The organism is Rehaibacterium terrae (genome assembly GCF_014202935.1).
Classification (GTDB): domain Bacteria; phylum Pseudomonadota; class Gammaproteobacteria; order Xanthomonadales; family Xanthomonadaceae; genus Rehaibacterium; species Rehaibacterium terrae.
Map to the genome: position 1 here is coordinate 1 of NZ_JACHHX010000017.1, position 20,789 is coordinate 20,789.

The 20,789-nt window shown below is 69.7% G+C and carries 20 protein-coding genes and 1 tRNA gene; 8 read left to right on the plus strand and 13 right to left on the minus strand.

The genetic code is table 11. From position 1 onward, the window contains the following. Positions 1 to 94 precede the first annotated feature (94 nt). From HNQ58_RS10835 to rnd, 4 genes are all read right to left on the minus strand, one after another. Positions 95 to 997 (minus strand): S1C family serine protease, encoded by a 903-nt coding sequence (locus HNQ58_RS10835; protein WP_425504173.1) that lies wholly within the window; start codon positions 995 to 997, stop codon positions 95 to 97. Between the two features lie 186 nt (positions 998 to 1,183). Further along, entirely contained in the window at positions 1,184 to 1,390 is a 207-nt protein-coding gene (locus tag HNQ58_RS13690) for an integrase core domain-containing protein (protein WP_409617599.1), read from the minus strand. 633 nt (positions 1,391 to 2,023) lie between these two features. Further along, a tRNA-Ala gene (locus HNQ58_RS10845) sits at positions 2,024 to 2,099 on the minus strand. 39 nt (positions 2,100 to 2,138) lie between these two features. Next, complete coding sequence (gene rnd, locus HNQ58_RS10850) at positions 2,139 to 3,257, minus strand: ribonuclease D (RefSeq protein WP_183948944.1); 1,119 nt, start codon at positions 3,255 to 3,257, stop codon at positions 2,139 to 2,141. Positions 3,258 to 3,340: 83 nt separating this feature from the next. Between rnd and HNQ58_RS10855 the strand changes: the two genes are divergently transcribed. Beyond that, positions 3,341 to 5,206 carry a formylglycine-generating enzyme family protein gene (locus HNQ58_RS10855; protein ID WP_183948945.1) on the plus strand — a complete coding sequence of 622 codons (1,866 nt, stop codon included), beginning with the start codon at positions 3,341 to 3,343 and terminating at the stop codon, positions 5,204 to 5,206. A 204-nt stretch (positions 5,207 to 5,410) separates the two neighbouring features. Here HNQ58_RS10855 and phbB (HNQ58_RS10860) read toward each other — a convergent pair whose 3' ends face one another. The 4 genes from phbB (HNQ58_RS10860) to gluQRS all read right to left on the minus strand — a co-directional run bounded on the left by phbB (HNQ58_RS10860) (position 5,411) and on the right by gluQRS (position 8,555). Then, on the minus strand, positions 5,411 to 6,151 hold the full coding sequence (gene phbB / locus HNQ58_RS10860) for an acetoacetyl-CoA reductase (protein WP_183948946.1): 741 nt from the start codon (positions 6,149 to 6,151) through the stop codon (positions 5,411 to 5,413). A gap of 100 nt (positions 6,152 to 6,251) precedes the next feature. Continuing rightward, positions 6,252 to 6,740: a polyhydroxyalkanoate synthesis repressor PhaR gene (phaR, locus tag HNQ58_RS10865; RefSeq protein WP_183948947.1), complete on the minus strand. Its 489-nt coding sequence runs from the start codon at positions 6,738 to 6,740 to the stop codon at positions 6,252 to 6,254. 127 nt (positions 6,741 to 6,867) lie between these two features. Continuing rightward, positions 6,868 to 7,608 (minus strand): acetoacetyl-CoA reductase, encoded by a 741-nt coding sequence (gene phbB, locus HNQ58_RS10870; protein WP_183948948.1) that lies wholly within the window; start codon positions 7,606 to 7,608, stop codon positions 6,868 to 6,870. Next, positions 7,605 to 8,555, minus strand: a complete 951-nt coding sequence (gene gluQRS / locus HNQ58_RS10875; protein WP_183948949.1) for a tRNA glutamyl-Q(34) synthetase GluQRS — start codon at positions 8,553 to 8,555, stop codon at positions 7,605 to 7,607. Before gluQRS ends, phbB (HNQ58_RS10870) begins: the two co-directional genes overlap by 4 nt. A gap of 154 nt (positions 8,556 to 8,709) precedes the next feature. Between gluQRS and htpX the strand changes: the two genes are divergently transcribed. Then, complete coding sequence (gene htpX, locus HNQ58_RS10880) at positions 8,710 to 9,585, plus strand: protease HtpX (protein ID WP_183948950.1); 876 nt, start codon at positions 8,710 to 8,712, stop codon at positions 9,583 to 9,585. A gap of 109 nt (positions 9,586 to 9,694) precedes the next feature. Here the strand turns inward: htpX and HNQ58_RS10885 are convergent, their stop codons facing one another. Together HNQ58_RS10885 and epmB are read right to left on the minus strand one after the other, a co-directional pair. Next, positions 9,695 to 11,770, minus strand: a complete 2,076-nt coding sequence (locus HNQ58_RS10885; protein ID WP_183948951.1) for an EAL domain-containing response regulator — start codon at positions 11,768 to 11,770, stop codon at positions 9,695 to 9,697. A 32-nt stretch (positions 11,771 to 11,802) separates the two neighbouring features. Then, complete coding sequence (gene epmB, locus HNQ58_RS10890) at positions 11,803 to 12,846, minus strand: EF-P beta-lysylation protein EpmB (protein ID WP_183948952.1); 1,044 nt, start codon at positions 12,844 to 12,846, stop codon at positions 11,803 to 11,805. Positions 12,847 to 12,930: 84 nt separating this feature from the next. Between epmB and efp the strand changes: the two genes are divergently transcribed. From efp to folE2, 6 genes are all read left to right on the plus strand, one after another. Beyond that, entirely contained in the window at positions 12,931 to 13,497 is a 567-nt protein-coding gene (efp, locus tag HNQ58_RS10895; protein ID WP_183948953.1) for an elongation factor P, read from the plus strand. Positions 13,498 to 13,627: 130 nt separating this feature from the next. Then, positions 13,628 to 14,974 carry a TRZ/ATZ family hydrolase gene (locus tag HNQ58_RS10900; protein WP_183948954.1) on the plus strand — a complete coding sequence of 449 codons (1,347 nt, stop codon included), beginning with the start codon at positions 13,628 to 13,630 and terminating at the stop codon, positions 14,972 to 14,974. A gap of 9 nt (positions 14,975 to 14,983) precedes the next feature. Then, entirely contained in the window at positions 14,984 to 15,715 is a 732-nt protein-coding gene (gene ubiG, locus HNQ58_RS10905) for a bifunctional 2-polyprenyl-6-hydroxyphenol methylase/3-demethylubiquinol 3-O-methyltransferase UbiG (RefSeq protein ID WP_183948955.1), read from the plus strand. Continuing rightward, positions 15,712 to 16,395 carry a phosphoglycolate phosphatase gene (gph, locus tag HNQ58_RS10910; RefSeq protein ID WP_183948956.1) on the plus strand — a complete coding sequence of 228 codons (684 nt, stop codon included), beginning with the start codon at positions 15,712 to 15,714 and terminating at the stop codon, positions 16,393 to 16,395. The genes ubiG and gph overlap by 4 nt, the downstream gene beginning before the upstream one ends. Further along, entirely contained in the window at positions 16,382 to 17,155 is a 774-nt protein-coding gene (locus HNQ58_RS10915) for an isoprenoid biosynthesis enzyme family protein (protein WP_183948957.1), read from the plus strand. Before gph ends, HNQ58_RS10915 begins: the two co-directional genes overlap by 14 nt. A 149-nt stretch (positions 17,156 to 17,304) precedes the next feature. Beyond that, on the plus strand, positions 17,305 to 18,249 hold the full coding sequence (folE2, locus tag HNQ58_RS10920) for a GTP cyclohydrolase FolE2 (protein ID WP_183949007.1): 945 nt from the start codon (positions 17,305 to 17,307) through the stop codon (positions 18,247 to 18,249). 64 nt (positions 18,250 to 18,313) lie between these two features. Here folE2 and HNQ58_RS10925 read toward each other — a convergent pair whose 3' ends face one another. Genes HNQ58_RS10925 through yidD form a run of 3 tightly spaced genes read right to left on the minus strand, consistent with a single transcriptional unit; the run spans position 18,314 to position 20,696 of the window. After that, entirely contained in the window at positions 18,314 to 19,123 is an 810-nt protein-coding gene (locus HNQ58_RS10925) for a M23 family metallopeptidase (protein ID WP_183948958.1), read from the minus strand. After that, positions 19,123 to 20,457 carry a dihydroorotase gene (locus HNQ58_RS10930; RefSeq protein ID WP_183948959.1) on the minus strand — a complete coding sequence of 445 codons (1,335 nt, stop codon included), beginning with the start codon at positions 20,455 to 20,457 and terminating at the stop codon, positions 19,123 to 19,125. Before HNQ58_RS10930 ends, HNQ58_RS10925 begins: the two co-directional genes overlap by 1 nt. Further along, a complete protein-coding gene (gene yidD / locus HNQ58_RS10935) occupies positions 20,454 to 20,696 on the minus strand; it encodes a membrane protein insertion efficiency factor YidD (protein ID WP_183948960.1) in 243 nt (80 codons plus the stop codon). The genes HNQ58_RS10930 and yidD overlap by 4 nt, the downstream gene beginning before the upstream one ends. Between the last annotated feature and the right edge of the window lie 93 nt (positions 20,697 to 20,789).

Consider the following 20,789-nt stretch of genomic DNA (forward strand, 5'->3'; position numbering starts at 1 on the left):
GGCTTGTTTCAGAGCGCGGGACGCGCTTGCGGAGCGCTTGAGCAGCGAGAAATCCGCGCTGCCGACCGAGTCGGGGGCTTCGCCGGGTCGAATTTTAACAGGCTGCTAGCGCCGGGCGAATGTAGCGCCCCGTCCTGATGACTTGCGGCACCACGCGCATGACCGTATCCACAGGTACCGCGAAGCCGATACCGGCCGATGCGCCTGAGGGGCTGTAGATCGCGGTGTTGATGCCAATCAACCGGCCGGCGGAATCGAGCAACGGTCCACCGGAGTTTCCCGGGTTGATCGAGGCATCGGTCTGAATGAGATGCTCGATGGGTGGGCCCCCACGCTCATTGGGCAACGAGCGGTCGAGGGCTGAGACGATGCCGGTGGTCAGCGTCCAATCCAGGCCGAAGGGGTTGCCAATGGCGAAGACCTTCTGCCCCACTTTGAGGTCGTGGCTGGTGCCGATGGGCACAGGCGGCGGGCGCTTGAAGCCCACCCCGATCTTCAGGACTGCGATGTCGTGGGCTGGCGAGGCGCCGACCAGGCCGGCTTGATAGTCACGCCCGTCGGCGAGCCGCACCGTGGCGCTGGAGGCGCCCTCGATGACGTGGAAGTTGGTCACCACGTGGCCGGCGTCGTCCCAGATGAAACCCGAACCGGTGCCGCGGGGCACCTCGAATACATTGCGCGTCCAGACGTCGAGCACGCGTTGCGCGGTACTGATGTACACCACCGAATCGTGCGAATTCTCGAAGAGCTCGATGGTGGCCTTTTCGTCTGCTGCGAGGTCGCCACGGGCCGTGACTACGCGCGGTGTTCCTTCAATGGGTGTGAACCAGTCCTCGATTGCCGGAAGGAGCTGCCACAGCAACATCAACGCCGCCACGCTGGCAGAGATGACGAGCCAGCGTCGCAGAAATCGGTCTGGCGGTTGATAGGGGGGCGGGTAGCTCATAGGCCGGTTCCCTTTGTTGATGGTGGCAGCCGTCACTGCATCTTTCTTCATCTGCGCCCTCGGCGCCTGCCCAGTCGTCCATCCAGCACACTTCGAACTTCCTTGAGCACCTCTGTCTTGCCACCCAGTTCCCTCGGACCCGATCTGCCCGGATTTGTGCAAGTCCGCGCCGGGTCAGGCGGCTTGTCGCAACTCTGCATCCTGCCGCATCGCTTCGTCCAGCCGTAACCTCTGCCATCAAGCGGACACGTTGAAAGTAGAGTCTCTGGCCTCGTGGTGATTGCGGTACTCGGCGGGGGGCATTCCGCCGAGGCCGTCATGGGGCCGGTGCTCGTTGTAATCGATGAGGAAGCGCCTCGTGGCCCTTGCCGCCGAGCTGCGCCTTGCCGCCGGCGATGAACTCGTCACGCCAGCGGTGCAGCGCCGGTTCGCTGATCCCGGCACGACGCGCGATCTGCGCAGCCGGCTCCTCCTTCCTCAACAGCGCCAGTACCGGTTCTAAATGCTTCTCTGCCGGCATCTCGCGCTTGCGTCCCATGTCTCGCTCCTCGATGGTTGGCTAACATTCCATCGGGGCCAAGGACTTGGGGGCAAGACTCCTCACGCGGCGTGCGGGCAGGACTTTGCGCTCGATCCAGCGATAAATCGAGTCGCGCGTGACAGCCAGATTCTCGGTCAAGGCGCGCGACAAGGGCATGCCCGAAGCCGGAGGGCCAGTGTTTGCATACCGGATCCTCGTCCAGGTCGCGCAGGGGCGCCCAGGGCTGTACTCGATGCTCTCCTGTGCTGCAGCCTCCAGTGCCGTGCAGGCTCGATGCTTTGCCCCAGACACGATGGACACCGATGGCGGCGAGGCATGTGCAAGTCGTTGACGCGCAGGGCCGTCTGCGTGCGCTCCGGCGAGGAAGTCGGCGCCGGTTTTGAGAGAGAAGAGAGGGCAGAAGAGAGGCGAACCGGGCGACTTTTGGGCGGCCCGCCCTCACCGCGTGGCACACGCAGAACGCCGCCAAAGCCCGCGCGGTGTCGCGAAACCCGGAAATGAAAACGCCCAACCGATAGGGGTTGGGCGTGGAATGGTGGTGGAGCGGAGGAGGATCGAACTCCCGACCTTCGCATTGCGAACGCGACGCTCTCCCAGCTGAGCTACCGCCCCACGTGAGCGGCGAATGATAGCCTGCGACGGGGGGCGGCGCTAGTCCCCTGCGAGCAGCGGGTCGAGCAGCGGCTGCAGGATCTCGCGACGCCAGCCGGCGAGGCTGTCCGGCCAGCCTTCACCGAGCATCAGCGTTTCCAGACTGCGGCGCGAGGCGAGCACGCCCTCGGGCAGTTCGTGGCGGCGGGTCGCCTCGGCGACTGCTTCCTGCAGCTGGCGCAGCCGTACCTTGTAGTCGCCGTCCTGAGGCCGTGCCAGCGGGATGTCGAGCTCGTCGGGCTCGAGCGGACGGCCGAGTTCGTCCCAGAGCGCGCCGCGCAGCCGGCGCGGTGCCTTGGGGTGGCCGTCGAGCAGGATGTTGAAGGCGTGGCGGTCGGCCGGCGGCTTGCGGGCGAGGGCGACGGCCAGTTCGTTGTCGAGGATCCAGCTGCGCGGCTTGTCGGCGCGGCGCGCCTCGGCCTCGCGCCACAGCAGCAGCCGGCGCAGGCGGGCCTGGCCCTCGCGGTCGAGGAACTGGGCGCTACGCAGAGCCAGGTGCGGCCACGGGTCGACGGCATCGCGTTCGACCTGGTCGACGGCGCGGGTGCAGTCGGCGGCATGCCAGTCGCGGCGGCCGAGCGCCTCCAGCCGGGCGTCGAGGTGGGTGTGCACGGCGTGCAGGTAGCGCACGTCGTCGGCGGCATAGGCGCGCTGGGCCTCGCTGAGCGGTCGGCGCAGCCAGTCCGAGCGGGTTTCGCCTTTCGGGAGCAGGACGCCGGTCACGGTTTCCACCAGCTTCTGGTAGCTCAATGAAGCGCCGATGCCGGCCAGGCCGGCGGCGATCTGGGTGTCGTAGAGGGGGCGCGGCAGCACGCCGATGCCGGTGCGGAAGGCCTGCAGGTCCTCGCCGGCGCTGTGCATCAGCTTGGTGACGGTCGGGTCGGTCAGGAGCGGGACGAGCGCCTCGGTCATCCCGGGGGCGAGCGCATCGACCAGCACCACCTCGCCAGGCACCGAGAGCTGCACGAGGGCGAGTTTTGGCCAGTAGGTGCGCTCGCGGATGAACTCGGTGTCCAGGCCGACGAGGGGCTGGCCGGACCAGGCGGCCAAGGTCCGGGTGAGCGCATCGGGCCGATCCAGCCAGACGGCGGAATCGTGAGCGGAATCGGTTGCAGCCATGCGCTATCGCCTTTAAGTTGAGGCCGTTTTCTGGCCATTCGTACAAGATGGGGCGGCAAGCCCACGCTTTCGGGGAGAGTCGAATGCAGTTTTCGCTTTTGGGGGCAGGCGGCCGCTGGCTGGCCGTGGTTGCGATCACGATGACATTCGGTGCGCTGCAGGATGCGGGCGCGACGGTTCAGGATACCGCGCCGCCCGGGCGGGAAGCAGGGGCGCAGCGCGGCGAGGAGGGCGAGGACCGGCGGCTGCGCCGGCGTCTGGTCGATGCCACCGCCCAGGAGGCGGAGTGGGCGCCCGACCTGCGCATGAGTCCGGCCGAGGAGCTGCGCGAGCTGGTGCAGCGTGGCGATCAGGCCGTGGCGGCAGGCCGCATCGAGGAAGCCGACGGCGGCGCGCTGGTGCTGTATTCGCGCGCGCTGGCCATCGATGCCAACCATGCCGGTGCCAACGCCGGCATGGACCGTGCCGTGGCCATGCTGGTGCAGCGCGGCGAGAGTGCGCTGGCGGCCGGCCGTTTCGACGAGGCGGCCCGCCTGTCCGCCGTCGCCAACCGCTACCGCCCGCAGGCGCCGGCCGCGCGCGCGCTGGCGAGCAAGATCGCCGCTGGCCGCGAGATGGCGCAACAACTCTCCGAGGCACAGCGGCACATCGCCGCCGGGCGGCTGGTCGAACCGGCCAACAACAGCGCCCTGCAGATTTACCGCGACATCCTCGCGCGCGAGCCCGGCAACGCTGCCGCGCAGGAGGGCCTGCGCGCGCTGGAGGAGGCCCTGGTGGCCCGTGCCCAGGCCGCGGCCGAAGCCGGAAATTACGCCGAGGCCGACCGCCTGCTCGCCCAGGCCGCCAGTGTGCAGCCCGGCTCCGAGCGCGTGCAGAACGCCGGCGCGCAGATCGTCGAGCTGCGTCAGCGGCGTGCACAGGGGCTGGAGCACGACATCGTCATCGCCATCGAGGGCGGGCAGTACGAGCAGGCCGAGGCGCTTATCGCGCAACTGGGACAGGTGACGCTGCAGGAGCGGCGCGTCGAGGAACTGCGCACCCAGCTGGACAACGCGCGCAACTACGCCTCGCACAAGCCCGGCGACGTCATCCGCGACCCGATCGCGTCCGGCGGTCATGGACCCGACATGGTGGTGATCCCGCTCGGGACCTTCGAGATGGGCTCGCCCAACAACGAGCGCGGCCGGCAGGCCAACGAAGGGCCGCGCTTCACCGTGCGGCTGACGCGCGGCTTCGCGATGTCGCGCACCGAAATCACGGTCGGCCAGTTCCGTCAGTTCATCAACGCCACCGGCTATGTCACCACCGCGCAGCAGACCGGGCGCGCCACCGTCTACGACGAGAGCACCGGCACGCTGACCGAGAAGAGCGGCGTGACCTGGCAGGACGACCACCTCGGTCGCCGCGCCAGGCCCGAGATGCCGGTGATCCACGTCTCCTGGAACGACGCCAAGGCTTATGTGGACTGGCTGTCGCGCGAGACCGGCAAGCGCTACCGGCTGCCCACCGAGGCCGAATACGAGTACGCGTTGCGCGCCGGCAGCACCACCCGCTTCCCGTGGGGCGACGGCAATCCGGATCGCGTGGTCGGCAACCTGACCGGCGACAAGGACCGTTCCGAAACGCGGCGCAACTGGTCCAACGCCTTCCCGAACTACGACGACGGGCATTGGGGACCCGCGCCGGTGGGGTCCTTCGAGCCCAATCCGTTCGGCCTGTACGACATGATCGGCAATGTGTCGGCTTGGGTAGAGGACTGCTGGCACGACAGTTACCAGCGTGCGCCGACCGACGGCAGCGCCTGGGTCAATCCGGGCTGCCCGACGCGGGTGGTCCGCGGAGCATCCTGGGCCAGTGCGCCCGAACAGGTGCGCTCGGCGTTCCGCATCGCCGCGCCGCCGCAGACCACCAATCCGCGCCTGGGCATCCGCGTGGTGCGGGAGTTCTGAGAACGGGCCGGACACGCATCGCCGCCGGCAGTGGCGGGCCGGCGGTGATGCAGGTTCCCGCAGGGGCGTCGTCCCGGCCCTTCGGCACGCCCGCCCCGGGCATGTGTCGGGCTGCGTCCGGGCCGGGAGGCTGCGCGCTGTGGCAGCCGGAGGGCGGGCCCGGGATGGATCCCGGCTTGCGCTCCCGCGTGCCGGGTCCCGGCCTCAGAAGCTCATGAACAGGCCACCGTTGACCGGAATGTTGGCGCCGGTGATGTAATCGGCGTCGTCTCCGCAGAGAAACCGTACCGTGCGGGCGATGTCGTCGGGCCGGCCCATGCGGCCGACCGGAATCGAGGCGATGATCTGCGCGCGCAGGTCCTCGCGCAGCGCGCGGGTCATCTCGGTGTCGATGTAGCCGGGCGAGACGCTGTTGACGGTCACGCCCTTGCGGGCCACCTCGCGTGCCAGCGCCATGGTGAAGCCATGCATGCCGGCTTTCGCGGCGGCGTAGTTGGTCTGGCCGAACTGGCCGGTCTGGCCGTTGACCGAGCTGATGTTGACGATGCGGCCGAAGCCGCGCTCGACCATGCCCCCGACGACATGCCGGCAGAGGTTGAACACGCTCTCGAGGTTCACCCGCAGCACTTGCGTCCACTGGGTGCGTTCCATCTTGCGCAGGGTGGCGTCGCGGGTGATGCCGGCGGCGTTGACCAGGATCTCGACCGGGCCCAGTTCGCGGCCGAGGCGGTCGATCAGGTCGGCACAGGCGTCATAGTCGGCGACGTCGCAGGGCGCGAAGCGCACGTCGAGGCCGGCGGTATCGGCCGTGAAGCGGGCCAGCCGTTCGGGTCGGTCATCGAGATCGACCGCGACCACGCGGCGGCCGTCGTGGGCGAGATGGCGGCAGATGGCCGTGCCCAGACCGCCGATGCCGCCGGTGACGACCGCCAGTCGCTTGTTCATGCCGGGCTCCCGGAAATGCGAGGGTTTGCTGCGTGGCAGCACGTGCTGCCGCGCACAAAAGCGGGGAGCTTAGGCGGCCGCGGAGCGGCCCGTCAAACCTTCAGCGCGAGCGCGTCCTGCCGCCCTGGCGGGGCTTGTTGCCCTCGGGGTCGATGCTGCCGAGCAGCCCCTTCTGGAAGTCCTTCCACAGGTCCATGTTGCGCTCGGTGATCTGGTTGAGCATCGCCCACGGCGTCTGTCCGATCAGGCTGTTGAGCTGGCTGCGGAACTGCTGCTGCTGCTCCAGGAACATCTCCATGCTGCGCTCCAGGTAGCTGCCCATGAAGCCCTGCAGGGAGTCGCCGTAGAAGCGGATGATCTGGCTGAGCAGCTGGGTGGAGAGCATCGGCTGCCCGTCCTGCTCGTGCTCGGCGATGATCTGCAGCAGCACCGAGCGGGTCAGGTCCTCGCCGGTCTTGGCGTCGCGTACCTGGAATTCCTCGCCGTCGACGATCAGCTGGCGCACGTCCTCGAGCGTGATGTAGCTGGAGATCTCCGTGTCGTAGAGGCGACGGTTCGGATACTTCTTGATGATGCGGACTTGTGCCATGCGACAACCGTTGCGGTTCGTTCTGCGGCGCACCAGGCGCGGCGGCCGTTTCGCAGCATGGCGTAGCGGCTGGGGCGATGCAAGCGCGGGCCGGACGGAAATCCGTGGCCCGCGTTCGCCGGAGGGCTCACCAGCCCATGTGATGGCCGCCGTTGATGTCGAGGTTGGAGCCGGTGATCCAGGCCGCTTCCTCGCTGACCAGGAAGGCCACCGCGTAGGCGATCTCCTCGGGCTTGCCGAGCCGTCCGGTGGGGATGTCGGCGACGATCTTGGCGCGGACTTCTTCCGGTACCGCCATCACCATGTCGGTGGCGACGTAGCCGGGCGAGACGGTGTTGACGGTGATCCCCAGCTTGGCGTTCTCGCGTGCCAGCGAGATGGTGAAGCCGTGCATGCCGGCCTTGGCGGCGGCGTAATTGGCCTGGCCGTACTGGCCCTTGAGGCCGTTGATCGAGCTGATCTGGACGATGCGGCCCCACTTGCGCTCGCGCATGCCCTCGATCACCGGACGGGTGACGTTGAAGCAGGCGTTGAGGTTGGTGTTGATGACGTCGTGCCACTGCGCCGGGGTCATGCGGTGGAAGGTGGTGTCGCGGGTGATGCCGGCATTGTTGATCAGGATCTCGACCGGGCCGACCTCGGACTCGACCGCGCGCACCATCGCCTCGGCGGAGGCGGTGTCGCCGACGTCGCCCGGCACCAGCGTGACCTCGATGCCACGCGCCTGCATCGCCCGCTGCCATTCCTCCGCCTTGGTCCGGTTGCGGTAGTTGGTGGCGACGCGGTGGCCCATGCCGGCCAGGCGCGCGCAGATGGCGGTGCCGATGCCGCCGGTGCCGCCGGTGACGAGTGCGACGCGAGAAGTCATGCGGTGTCCCTCCCCAGGGCTGTGGTCCGGTATGCCGGCAGTGTACTGCCGTCCGCCCGCTTTTTCGCTGCGGCGGGCCCGGGGGCGGTGCGCGGCACCCGCTGTGGCTCGAAGGCGGCCTGCGCGGCGGCCAGGAAGGCCCGGACGCTGCCCGCGCCGGCGACCGCGACGGCCGCCTGCCCGAGGAAGCCCCAGGCGGCGCGCAGTGCCGGCAGCGGGTCGGCGGGATCCACCGGCAGGGCGGCCAGCGACTTGCCGAGCTTGCGGCCCGTGGCATCGAGCACGATCGGCAAGTGCGCGTAGCGGGGCGTCGGCAGGCCGAGCCGGCGTTGCAGCAGGATCTGGCGCGGCGTGGAGTCGAGCAGGTCGGCGCCGCGCACCACGTCGGTGATGCCCTGGGCGGCATCGTCGACCACCACGGCGAGCTGATAGGCCCACAGGCCGTCGGCGCGGCGGATCACGAAGTCGCCGACCTCGCGGTCGAGCGCCTGCTCGAACCGGCCCTGGATCGCATCCCGGAAGCCGATGTGCTCGCCTTCGGGCACCCGCAGCCGGATCGCCTGCGCGCGTGCCGGGTCGCTCGGCGCGCAGCCGCGGTGGATGCCGCCGACGGCCGCCAGGTCGCTGCGGCTGCAGCGGCAGGCGAAGGCATGACCGGCGTCGAGCAGACGCCGCAGGGCGGCGGCATAGAGGTCGCTGCGCCCGCTCTGGCGAACGACCGGCTCGTCGGGCTCCAGCCCGAAGCCGCTCAGGGTGCGCAACTGGTCCTCGGCCGCGCCCGGCACCTCGCGTGGCGGGTCGATGTCTTCGATCCGCACCAGCCAGGCGCCGCCGGCGCGGCGGGCGAACAGCCAGCTGCCGAGCGCGGCGACCAGCGAACCGAAATGCAGCGGGCCGGTGGGCGAGGGCGCGAAGCGGCCACGGTAGCCGGAGGGGGGCGGGGTCATGCGCGGGCGCGGTGGCGGCGTCGGTGCCAGTCCTGAACGAGGGCTTCACGCCGGCCGGCGCGGCACGGCGCACAGCGGCTTGAACTTCGCGCAGTCTACCCAATCTATACTCCCGCCAACGCCCTCGCCGGGTCCGCAACGACGAGAGAGAAAAATGATCAAGCGAATGTTCTTCTTCCTGCTCACCAACCTGGCCGTGCTGGTGCTGCTGGGTATCGTGCTGTCGGTGCTGCAGAACGTATTCGGCATCACCCTCGGAAACAACGCCGGGCTGCTGCTGTTCGCGGCGATCTTCGGCTTCGGCGGCGCGTTCATCTCGCTGCTGATGTCGAAGTGGGTCGCCAAACGCGGCACCGGAGCGCAGGTCATCACCCAGCCGCGCAACGAAACCGAGGCCTGGCTGCTCAACACCGTGCGTCGCCAGGCGGAGGCCGCCGGCATCGCCATGCCCGAGGTGGCGATCTATGACGCCCCGGAGATCAACGCCTTCGCCACCGGTCCGAGCCGGAACAATTCGCTGGTGGCGGTCTCGACCGGTCTGCTGCGGGCGATGAATCGCGACGAGGCCGAGGCCGTGCTCGCTCACGAGGTCAGCCACATCGCCAACGGCGACATGGTGACCATGACCCTGATCCAGGGCGTGCTCAACACCTTCGTGATCTTCCTGGCCCGGGTGGTCGGCCGGATGATCGACGCCTGGATCAGCGGCAACCGCGACGGTGGACCGAGTTTCGCCTACTACATCATCGTGATCGTGCTGGACATCATCTTCGGCCTGTTCGCCTCGATGATCGCGATGTGGTTCAGCCGCCATCGCGAGTTCCGTGCCGATGCGGGCGGCGCGAAGCTGGCCGGCCGCGACAAGATGATCCGCGCGCTCGAGCGGCTCGCCCAGACCTACGGCCACAGCACCTTGCCCGACCAGGTGCGCGCCTTCGGCATTTCCGGCGGTGTGGCGCATGGCCTCAAGCGCCTGCTGATGAGCCATCCGCCGCTGGCCGAGCGCATCGCCGCGCTGCGCAACGGCTGAGCCGGGCCGGCACCTCCGGCAACCCCAACGAAACGGCCCGCCTTCCGGCGGGCCGTTTCGTCTCACGCGCTTGCCGATTCCCGGTTTCCGGTTTCCGATCCCCGGCTTCTCAGCCGAAGTCGTAGTTCATCACCGGCCCGGCAGGGGCCAGGAAGTGGCCCTCGACATAGTCCACGCCACTGGAGAACAGCACGGTCATCGAGGCGGCGTCCTGCACGAATTCGGCGATGGTCAGCTTGCCGGCCGCGCGCGCCTGGTCGGCGATCTCGCGGATCTTCTTCTGGCTCTCGGCATTGCGCGGCAGATCGCTCATGAAGCTGCGGTCGATCTTGAGGAAGGTCGGGTCGATATGCGCCAGCAGCTGGAAGGAGTTGAGGCCGGAGCCGAACTGCTCCAGCGCCAGACGGCAGCCGTGGGCGGCGACCGCGCGCTGGAATTCCTGGGCCGCCCTGAGGTGGGTGTGCACCTTGGATTCGGGGATTTGCAACACCAGCCGGTCGCCGGGTACGCCGAGCTTGCGCAGCCGCTCGCCGATCAGCACGGGCAGCTCGGGGCCGGTCAGCGACTGGGCGCTGATCTTCACGAACAGGGTGGTGTGCTTGCCGGCCTTGCGGCGTTCGGCCAGGACCTCGACCGCGCGACCGACCACCCAGCGGTCGATCTCGCCGAGCAGTCCATGTTCCTCGGCGGCCGGCAGGAAATCCAGCGGCGGCACCATTTCGTCGCCGCTGCCCTTCATCCGCAGGTAGGCCTCGTAGGTTTCGCCGGGCTCCCCATGCAGGTTGATGATCGGCTGGTAGTGCAGGAGCATGCCGTTGCCGGCCAGCGCCTGGCGGATCTCTTCGACCCGGCGCAGCACACGCTCTTCCTCGGCGCGATCACGGGCGGACGGGTCGAAGATATCGATCCGGTTGCCGCCGAGGCTGCCGGCCGACTGCAGGCACTGTCCGGCCTTGCCCAGCACCTGCTGCAGGCTGGCGATCTTCTCGCCGATCTGCACGCCGCCGATGCTGACCGTCAGGCTCAGCGAGCGTTCGCCGGCTTCGACGATGTGGCCGTGATAGGCCTTGCGGATGCGCTCGGCGATCTCGCCGGTGCGCCGGTGGTCGCTTTGCCGGCACAACACGGCGAAGCCGTGGTCGGAGAAGCGCGCGGCGATGCAGTCCTCGTCCAGCGCGGTTTCCAGCCGCCGTGCCAGCTCGACCAGCAGCTCGTCGGCATGGGTCAGGCCGATCTCCGACAGCAGGGCGGCATGGTTGTCCGGCTGCACCAGCAGCAGTGCCTGTGCGCCGTGACCTTCGACGGCGGAGGACACCGCCGCTTCCAGCTCGGTCAGGAAGTGCTGCCGGTTGTACAGGCCGGTGACGTGGTCGCGCTGGCGCAGCGCGTCGAGCTCGCGCGCCATGTCCGCGTCCAGCGTCTTCTGCCGGAATACGATCTGCAGACAGGGCTCGCCCTCGTAGCTGGCCTGGGCGAACTCCATCACCGCGTCGAACACCGTGCCATCGGCGCGTCGAGCGGCCAGCTGCAGGGTTTTCGGCGGCGGCTCGCCCTTGCCGAGCCGCTTGAGCAGCTGCTTGAACTCGCCGGTGTGCGATGGCGCGATCATGTCCAGCAGCGGGAGTCCCTCGATGTCGTCGAAACTCTCGTAGCCGAACATTTCCAGATAGGCCTCGTTGGCGCGGATGTGCATGCCTTCGTGGACGTAGGCGATCGGGTCGCGCGATGAGGCGATCAGCGCGTCGCAGCGGCGCTCGGTTTCGCGCAGCGCGGCTTCGAGATGACGCTGCGCGCGGCGTCCTTCGAGCGCCGCGAACTCGTTGCGGACGACGTGCTGCAGGTGCTGCGGGCTGTCACGCAACGCCAGGTTGCGCGCGCCGGCGGACAGCGCGGCGACGACCGCATCCTCGGCGAGCGTGTCGAGCGTGGCGACGACAGGAATGTCCTTGCCGCTGGCGTTGACGATCCGCACCACTTCGTCGAACGGGATCGTCCTTGCCGTCGGCGAGGCGAGGATGAGGTCGGCGTTGCGCTCGGCCAGCAGGCTGCGCAGGGCCTCGGCATCATCGGGTCGCTGCGGACGTACCGCCAGGCCGCCGTTGCGCAGGATGCTGATGAGCCTCTCGGCGTCCTCGAGGCGGTCTTCGATCAGCAGCAGGCGGAGGACGGACTCCTGTCGTGACATCGGGCGGGCTTCTCCGGGGGAGTCCGGGCGTTTTACACGCTGGCGGGGGAAATGGCCACCGAGCCGGGGGCTGTCAGCGGCACCTTGTAGGGAGCACCGGCCCGCTCGCGCACCAGCCTGGGCACGAGATAGCCGGGCAGGCGCCGCATCAGTGCCTCGTGCAGCGCGATGGCCTGCGCTTCCGGCACCTCGAAATGGGCGGCGCCGGCGACGCGGTCGAGCTGGTGCAGGTAGTAGGGCAGGGTGCGGGTCTCGAACAGGCGCTCGCAGAGCGCGGCCAGCGTTCCGGCATCGTCGTTGACGCCGCGCAGCAGCACGGCCTGGTTGAGCAGGGTGGCACCGCTCCCCTGCAGCGCCAGCAGCGCCTGCCGGACGCTGCCGTCGATCTCATGGGGATGGTTGGCGTGGACGACCACGACGACCTGCTGCGGCAGCCGGGTCAGCCAGTCGAGCAGCTCCTCGTCGACCCGCTCGGGCAGCACGATGGGCAGGCGGGTGTGGATGCGCAGGCGACGGACGTGCGGCAGGCCGGCGAGGGCGTCGGTCAGCTCGGCCAGCTTGCGGGTGGCCAGCGACAGCGGGTCGCCGCCGGACAGCAGCACTTCCGAGAGCGAGGTGTCGGCGGCGAGGTAATCCAGCGCCTGGCGCCAGCCATTGGCGGCGGCGGTCTCCTCGCCATAGGGAAAATGCCGGCGGAAGCAATAGCGGCAGTGGACGGCGCAACTGCCGGTGGCGATCAGCAGGGCGCGGCCGTCGTACTTGTGCAGCACGCCGCTGGCGCCGCGGGCGGCCAGGTCGCCGACTGCATCGAGGTCGTAGCCGGGCGCGATCCGTTCCTCGTCGATCACCGGCAGTACCTGGCGCAGCAGCGGGTCGTCCGGGTCGCCGGGGCGCATCCGGGCGATGAAGCCGTGCGGCACCCGCAGCGGGAACTGGGCGGCGGCGGCGGCGGAGATCCGTCCGGCCAGGGACTCCAGCCCGAGCAGGGACAGCAGCTCGCGCGGGTCGCGCACGGCCTGGCGCCACAGCGTCTGCCAGCGGCGCGGCTGCGCCGGCAAGGGGTTAGCGGTTATCATGACGCGCTCGGATCGGTCCGCCCGGTCTGCGGAATTTCCCATTGTAGCCGCCCGCCGCGGCGGCCTGTCCCCTCAGGAGCATCCATGGCCAGCTATGGCATGAACGACGTCAAGAACGGGATGAAGATCCTGGTCAACAACGAGCCCTGCGTGATCGTCGACACCGAGTACGTCAAGCCGGGCAAAGGCCAGGCCTTCACCCGGGTGAAGTACCGCAACATCAAGTCCGGGCGCGTTGTCGAGCTGACCATGAAGTCCACCGACTCGCTGGAGGCGGCGGACGTGGTCGATACCGACATGCAGTTCCTGTATTCGGACGGCGAGTTCTGGCACTTCATGCAGCCGGAGACCTTCGAGCAGGTGCAGGCCGACAAGGCCGGCGTCGGCGACGCCGCCAAGTGGCTCAAGGGCGAGGAGCCCTGCGTGGTGACGCTGTGGAACGGCACGCCGATCCAGGTCACGCCACCGAACTTCGTCGAGCTCAAGGTCGTCGAGACCGACCCCGGCGTGCGCGGCGACACCTCCGGCGGCGGCGGCAAGCCGGCCAAGCTGGAGACCGGCGCGGTGGTGCGCGTGCCGCTGTTCGTCGGCCAGGACGAGATCATCCGGGTCGACACCCGCAGCGGCGAGTACGTCAGCCGCGTGAAGTGACGCCTGGGCCCGCTCGCGCGGCGCGCGGACGGCTTCACCCAGGCGCCGTCCCGGCGCAGGTCGGGGTCCGTCCGCTCCGCTTTCCAGCCGTGCTCCGGGCGTTCGCGCCCGGCTTTCCGACGGGAACGACATGATCGAGCCGCACTCCCCCCAGTCCTGCGACCTGCTGATCGAAGCCGGCTGGGTGGTGCCGGTCGAGCCGCATGGCGTGGTGCTCGACGACCACGCCGTTGCCGTGCGCAATGGCGAGATCCTCGCCATCCTGCCGCGCGCCGAGGCCCGCGCCCGCTTCGCTGCGGCCGAGGTCGTCGAACGGCCCGGGCATGTGCTGCTGCCGGGCCTGGTCAACGCCCACTGCCACAACCCGATGACGCTGCTGCGCGGCGTCGCCGACGATCTGCCGCTGATGACCTGGCTGCAGGATCACATCTGGCCGATCGAGGGCGCGCTGATCGGGCCGGAGTTCGTCGCCGACGGCATCGAGCTGGCAGTGGCCGAGATGCTGCGCGGCGGCACCACCTGCGCCAGCGAGGACTACTTCTTCCCGGACGTGCAGGCCGCCACCTACAAGCGCCTGGGCTTCCGCGCCCTGGTCGGCCTGCCGGTGATCCAGTTCCCCACCGCCTGGGCGTCCTCGCAGGACGAGTACTTCGACAAGGCGCTGGAGGTCCACGACAACTGGCGCGGCGACGCGCTGGTGCGCACCTGTTTCGCGCCGCATGCGCCGTACACCGTGTCCGACGAGAGCTTCGCGCGCATCCGCATGCTGGCCGACCAGCTCGACCTGCTGGTGCACCTGCACCTGCACGAGACCGCGCACGAGGCCGACGAGGCGGTGAAGCAGCACGGCATGCGCCAGATCGCCCGCATCGACCGGCTCGGCCTGCTCAACAGCCAGCTGATCGCCGTGCACATGACCGCGCTGACCGAGGCCGAGATCGCGCTGTGCGCCGAGCGCGGGGTGTCGGTGGTGCACTGCCCCGAATCCAACCTCAAGCTGGCCTCCGGCTTCTGTCCGGTGGAGAAGCTGCGTCGCGCCGGGGTCAACCTGGCGCTGGGCACCGACGGCTGCGCCAGCAACAATGATCTGGACATGTTCGGCGAGATGCGCACCGCGGCGCTGCTGGCCAAGGGCGTGGCGCAGGACGCCTCCGCGCTCGACGCCGCCAGCGCGCTGCGCATGGCCACCCTCGGCGGTGCGCGCGCGATCGGCATGGGCGAGACGATCGGCTCGATCGAGCCGGGCAAGCGCGCGGACCTGGTCTGCGTGGACCTGCGCGAGATCGAGACCCAGCCGCTGCACCATGTGATTTCGCAACTGGTCTATGCCACCGGTCGCCAGCAGGTGAGCGATGTCTGGATCGACGGCCGCGCGAAGCTCCGCCAGCGCGTACTGGTCGACATCGACACCGATGCGCTCAAGGCCAAGGTCGCGCGCTGGCGCCAGCGCATCGCCACGATGCCGGCCGCCCGATAGGCACGCCCGATGAACGCCGCTCCCGACAAGCCCAACGTCAGCCAGGCCGAGCTGGCGAAGTTCGCCAAGCTGGCGCATCGCTGGTGGGATCCGGACGGCCCGCAGCGCCCACTGCACGAACTCAACCCGACCCGGCTGGCCTACGTGAACGAACGCATGCCGCTGGCTGGCCGGCGCGTGCTCGACGTCGGCTGCGGCGCCGGCCTGCTCAGCGAGGCGATGGCCGCCGAAGGCGCGCAGGTCACCGGGCTGGACCTGGCGCCGGACCTGATCGAGATCGCCAGGCTGCACCTGTACGAGTCCGGCCGGCAGGTCGAATACGTGCTGTCGTCGGTCGAGGATCTGGCGGCCGAGCGCGCCGGCAGCTACGACGTGGTCACCTGCATGGAGATGCTCGAGCACGTGCCCGACCCGTCCTCGGTGATCCGCGCCTGCGCGACGCTGCTCAAACCGGGCGGGCGGCTGTTCGTGTCCACGCTCGACCGCACGCCGGCCGCGTTCGCACTGGCCATCGTCGGCGCCGAATACATCGCCCGCCTGCTGCCGAAAGGGACGCACCACTATCGCCAGTTCATTCGTCCGTCCGAGCTGGCGGCGTGGCTGCGCGAGGCCGGACTGGAACTCGAGGACGTCAGCGGACTGGTCTACGACCCGATCCGTCGCAAGGCGTGGATTTCGCGTCACACCGGGGTCAACTACCTGGCCTGCGCACGCAAGCCGGCGGAGCCGGACCCGGCATGAGGACGACGATCGCGCCGCTGGTGCTGTTCGACCTCGACGGCACCCTGGTCGACAGCGCCGCCGATCTGCTGGCGGCGATGAACCGGCTGCGCGCCGACGAGCACTTGCCGCCGTTGCCGATGGACGGATTCCGTCAGGTCGTGTCCAAGGGCGGCCGGGCGATGCTGCGGGTGGCCTATCCGGAGCTCGACGAGCACGAACGCGAGGCGCGCCTGCCGGTCTTCCTCGCTTACTACGCCGAGCGCCTGGCCGAGCACAGCACGCCCTTCGACGGCATCGAGCGCGTGCTCGCCGCCATCGAGGCCAGCGGTGCGCGCTGGGGCATCGTCACCAACAAGGCGCTGTACCTGGCGCGCGAGGTGGTCGCCGGCATGGGCTGGGCGACGCGCTGCGCGCTGCTCGTCGGCGGCGACAGCCTGCCGGCGAAAAAGCCCGCGCCCGACCAGCTCCTTCACGCCTGCCGCGAGCTCGGCGTGGCGCCGGCCGAGTGCGTCTACGTCGGCGATGACGAACGCGACATCATCGCCGCCCGCGCTGCCGGCACGAAGTCGGTCGCTGCCCTGTGGGGCTATCGCGGTGACGACGAGGATCCCTTCGCCTGGCGCGCCGATGCCTGCGCCGTCCAGCCGATCGACCTGCTGGCCGATGGCCGGCTGGAGCCGATGCGTGGCGCTGCCTGACCGGATCACGCCGATCGACGACTACGTCGGCAAGTGGCGCGCCCGCGAGCCGGAAATGGAGATCGGCGAGCTGTTCGTGCCGGCGTCGCTGCGCCCGCGCTTCCGCGCCTGGGGCGCGCTGCTGTTCGAGCTGCGCGAAGCGGCGTTCGAACTCAGCGACGCGCGCGTCATCGCCGCCAAGTCCGGCTGGTGGGTGGAAGAGCTCGTTGCACTCGCGCAGGGCAGGGCACGGCATCCGGTCACCCATGCGCTGCTTGGGCCGGGCGATCCGCCGTGGACGATGCTGGCGCGCGGGCTGGCCGAGTGTGCGCAGGACGACAGCCGGCCGGCCGATCGTGATGCGGCCTTGGCGGGCATGATGCCGCTGGCGCGCGGTATCGTGGCGATGGAGGCGGCGCTGTTCGACGGCGTTCACGATGCCGACGCCGAGCGGGCCGTGGCGGTGCATCTGCTGTTGCACCGGCTGCTGGTCGGCCTGACTGCCGGGGATGCCGGCCGCGTGCCGCTGTCGCTGCTGGCGCGGCACGGCGTCACTGCCGCCGAACTGGCCGGCGAGCGTGGCCTGCCGGTGCGCCGGGACTGGGCGCGCGAGCTGGCCGGCAGCCTGCCGGCGCGCCTGCCACGGGCTGGCCTGTATCGCCGCCTGAGTCTGGCTTTCGACCGCCAGCGGCTGGCCCGGCTGGCACGCCGCGGGCGACTGGATGCCGGGGCCGGTCCGGCCACCGCCTGGCACGCCTGGCGCGCCGCCCGGCGGGGCTGAAACGCTCCGTTCCGGGGGCGGTCGCCGCACAGCGGTTACAATGCGCCGCTTGACACTGCCTGCACGGGGCCTCATCCAGGCTCCACGCACTCGCGCCGATGAGGAGAACCGAGGTGGCCCCTTTCCAGCCAGACAACACCGCCCGCGTGATGCCCGACATCGCCAGTGAGGCCCGCCCCGTGGTGGCCGGGCAGCTCGACTGGGTCGGCATGGGCGAGATCGAGGTCCCGATCAGCCTTGCCGGCACGGACGGTCGCGTGGTCACCAGCGGCGCCCGCGTCAACGCCTTCGTCAACCTCAAGTGCCCGGAGGTGCGCGGCATCCACATGTCGCGGCTGTACCTGCATGTGGACAAGGCCCTGTCGAGCGAGCCGCTGAGCCCTTGCGGCGTGCGCCGGTTGCTCAAGGATTTCCTCGAATCCCACGCCGACCTGTCCGACCGCGCCATGGTCCAGGTGCGCTTCGACTACATGGTGCGCCGCCCGGCGCTGATGAGCGACAACAGCGGCTGGAAGAGCTACCCGGTCACCGTCACCGGCGTGATGGACCATGGCCAGTTCACGCTCGAGCTGGCCTTCGACGTGGCCTATTCGAGCACCTGCCCGTGCTCTGCCGCGCTGGCGCGGCAGCTGATCCAGGAGCGCTTCCAGCAGGACTTCGCGAAGACCTCTCCGCTCGACTACGACGCCGTGCTGGCCTGGCTGGGCAGCGAGCAGGGCATCTGCGCCACCCCGCACAGCCAGCGCAGCAGCGCCGAGGTGAGGGTGCGGCTGGTGCCCTCGTTCCGGGACTTCCCGATCGTCGACCTCATCGACCGCATCGAGGGCGCGCTCAAGACCCCGGTGCAGACCGCGGTCAAGCGCGAGGACGAGCAGGCCTTCGCCCGCCTCAACGGCCAGAACCTGATGTTCTGCGAGGACGCTGCCCGCCGCATGCAGGCCGCGCTGGACCAGGACGAGCGCGTCACCGACTTCTGGGTGCGCGCCTCGCACTACGAGAGCCTGCACCCGCACAACGCCGTCGCCGTCGCCACCAAGGGTGTCCCGGGCGGCTACTCGGCCGGGCTCGAAGGCGTGGCGCACCTGCGCGGGTAACCCGTAGGGGCGGCGTAAGCCGCGACCGGCGGCTTCGCAGGGCGTCCGCTCACGGCTTGCGCCGCTACTGCCCCTCGACCAGCATCTGCGGGTCGATGCGGACGTCGAACCAGTTCATGCCCCAGTGCATGTGCGGCCCGGTGGCGCGCCCGGTGGCGCCGACCGCCCCTATGACCTGTCCCTGCTCGACGCGCTCGCCGACGGCGACGTCGATGCGCGACAGATGCAGGAAGTTCGAGCTCACGCCGTGGCCGTGGTCGATCAGTACGGTGCCGCCGGTCAGGTACAGATCGGGCGCGGCGAAGGTGACGATGCCGGCGGCCGGGGCCCGGATCGGTGTGCCGGTCGGCGCGGCCACGTCCAGGCCGGAGTGGAAGGCGCGCGGCACGCCGTTGTAGATGCGCTGGCTGCCGTAGACCCCGCTGACCCGGCCGCGCAACGGCCAGACGAAACCCGTGCGCCAGTCCTGGCGGTCGTCGTCCAGCTCGCGCGCCTTCGTCACCTGCGCCTGCTCGCGGGCGATGCGTGCGGCGATCTCCGGCGGCGGTGTCACCGTGGCCTGCGGCACCCCGGTGACGCGCTCGATCGGCCACTCGCGCGGCGAAACTTTCAGGTTCACGTGTTCCACCGCGCCGTCGGGCCAGACGATCTTCAGCGGCAGCGGGCCGGCTTCGTCGCGGCCGACGCCGAACACGAAGTGACCTTCCGCATCGACCCGGATCGCGCGGCCGTTCAGTTCGACCCGGTTGCCCACGGCAGTCCGGCCGAATACCAGCTGGCCCTGATACACGCGCTCGGGCAGCTCGGTTTGGCGGTCCGCGCCACGGACCGCCGGCAGGAGAAGTAGCCCCAGCAGCATCAGCGCCAGTCGCATCACCGGGCGAACTCCAGCCGCCGGCCCTGCGGTGCGCCGAGCAGCGTCTCGCCGTCGAAAGCCAGCTCGCCGTTGACGAAGGTGGCGGCCACGCGCGAGCGGAAGCGCACGCCCTCGAACGGGCTCCAGCCGCACTTGGACAGCACCCGCCCGCGGGTCACCTCGGTGCCGCCGGCGGGATCGATCAGGGTGAGGTCGGCGTGATAGCCCTCGCGCAGGAAGCCGCGACCGGCGATGTCGAAGCGGATCGCCGGCGCATGGCAGAACTTGCGCACCAGCTGCTCCAGCGGGAAGTGCCCCTCGTGCACGCATTCCAGCGCCGCGACCACGAAGTCCTGCACCAGCGGCAGGCCGGATGGCGCCTTCTCGTACTTCTGCCGCTTTTCGTCCAGCGTGTGTGGGGCGTGGTCGGTGGCCAACACGTCGATGCGGTCCTCGGCCACCGCACGCAGCAGGGCGGCACGGTCGGAGGCCTCCTTGATCGACGGATTGCACTTGATCAGCGTGCCGCGCGTGGCGTAGTCCTCGCGGGCGAAGCGCAGGAAGTGCACGCAGGTTTCGGCGGTGATGCGCTTGCCTTCGACCGGGCCGGGCGCGAACAACGCAAGCTCCTCGGCGGTGGAGATGTGCAGCACGTGCAGGCGGCTGCCGAAGCGGCGCGCCAGCGACAGGGCCAGCTCGGTGGACTTCAGGCAGGCGGCGCGCGAGCGGATCTCGGCGTGCAGCTCGACCGGGATGTCCTCGCCGTACTTGGCGCGGGCCTTGGCCATCTCCGCGTCGATCATCGGCGTGTCTTCGCAGTGGGTGATGATCGGCACCCGGCACTCGCGGAAGATGCCTTCCAGAATCGCCGGGTCGTCCACCAGCATGTTGCCGGTGGAGGCGCCCATGAACACCTTCACGCCCGGCGTTGCGCGCGGATCGAGCCGTTTGATCGCTTCCAGATTGTCGTTGCTGGCGCCGTAGTAGAAGCCGAAGTTGGCGCGCGAGCGGCCGGCGGCGCGGCGGTACTTGTCCTCCAGCGCATCGTCGTCCAGCGTCGGCGGCCTGGTGTTCGGCATCTCCAGGTAGCTGGTCACGCCACCGGCGACCGCGGCGGCCGGCTCGGTGGCCAGGTCGCCCTTGTGCTCCATCCCGGGCTCGCGGAAGTGCACCTGGGCGTCGATCACGCCCGGCAGCAGCCAGAGGCCGGAGGCGTCGTACACGCGTTCCCCCGGGCGGGCGGACAGGCCGCCGCCGATCTGTTCGATGCGGTCGTCGCGGACACGCAGGTCGGCCTCGAAACGTCGACCTTCGTTGACGAGGGTGGCATTGGTGATCAGCCAGGCGCTCATTCGCGTTCCTTGGAAGAGGGCGGCCAGGTGTCCGGGACCGGATCGAGCCCGCCGGGGTTCAGGGGATGGCAGCGCCCGATCCGCCGCAGCGCCAGCCAGCCGCCGCGCAGCGCGCCGAAGCGCTCGACTGCCTCCATCGCGTAGCTGGAACAGCTCGGATGGAAGCGGCAGCGTGGGCCGAGCAGCGGGCTGAGGAAACGCTTGTAGCCGCGCAGCAGGAGGAGTAAGAGGGATTTCACCGCTAGAATGCCGGGCGGACGGAGACTGCGCGAGGCGGCAGCGGTTGCCGCTGCCACGCGACTAGGCTATAACACGCCGCCGCTCAGCCTCAA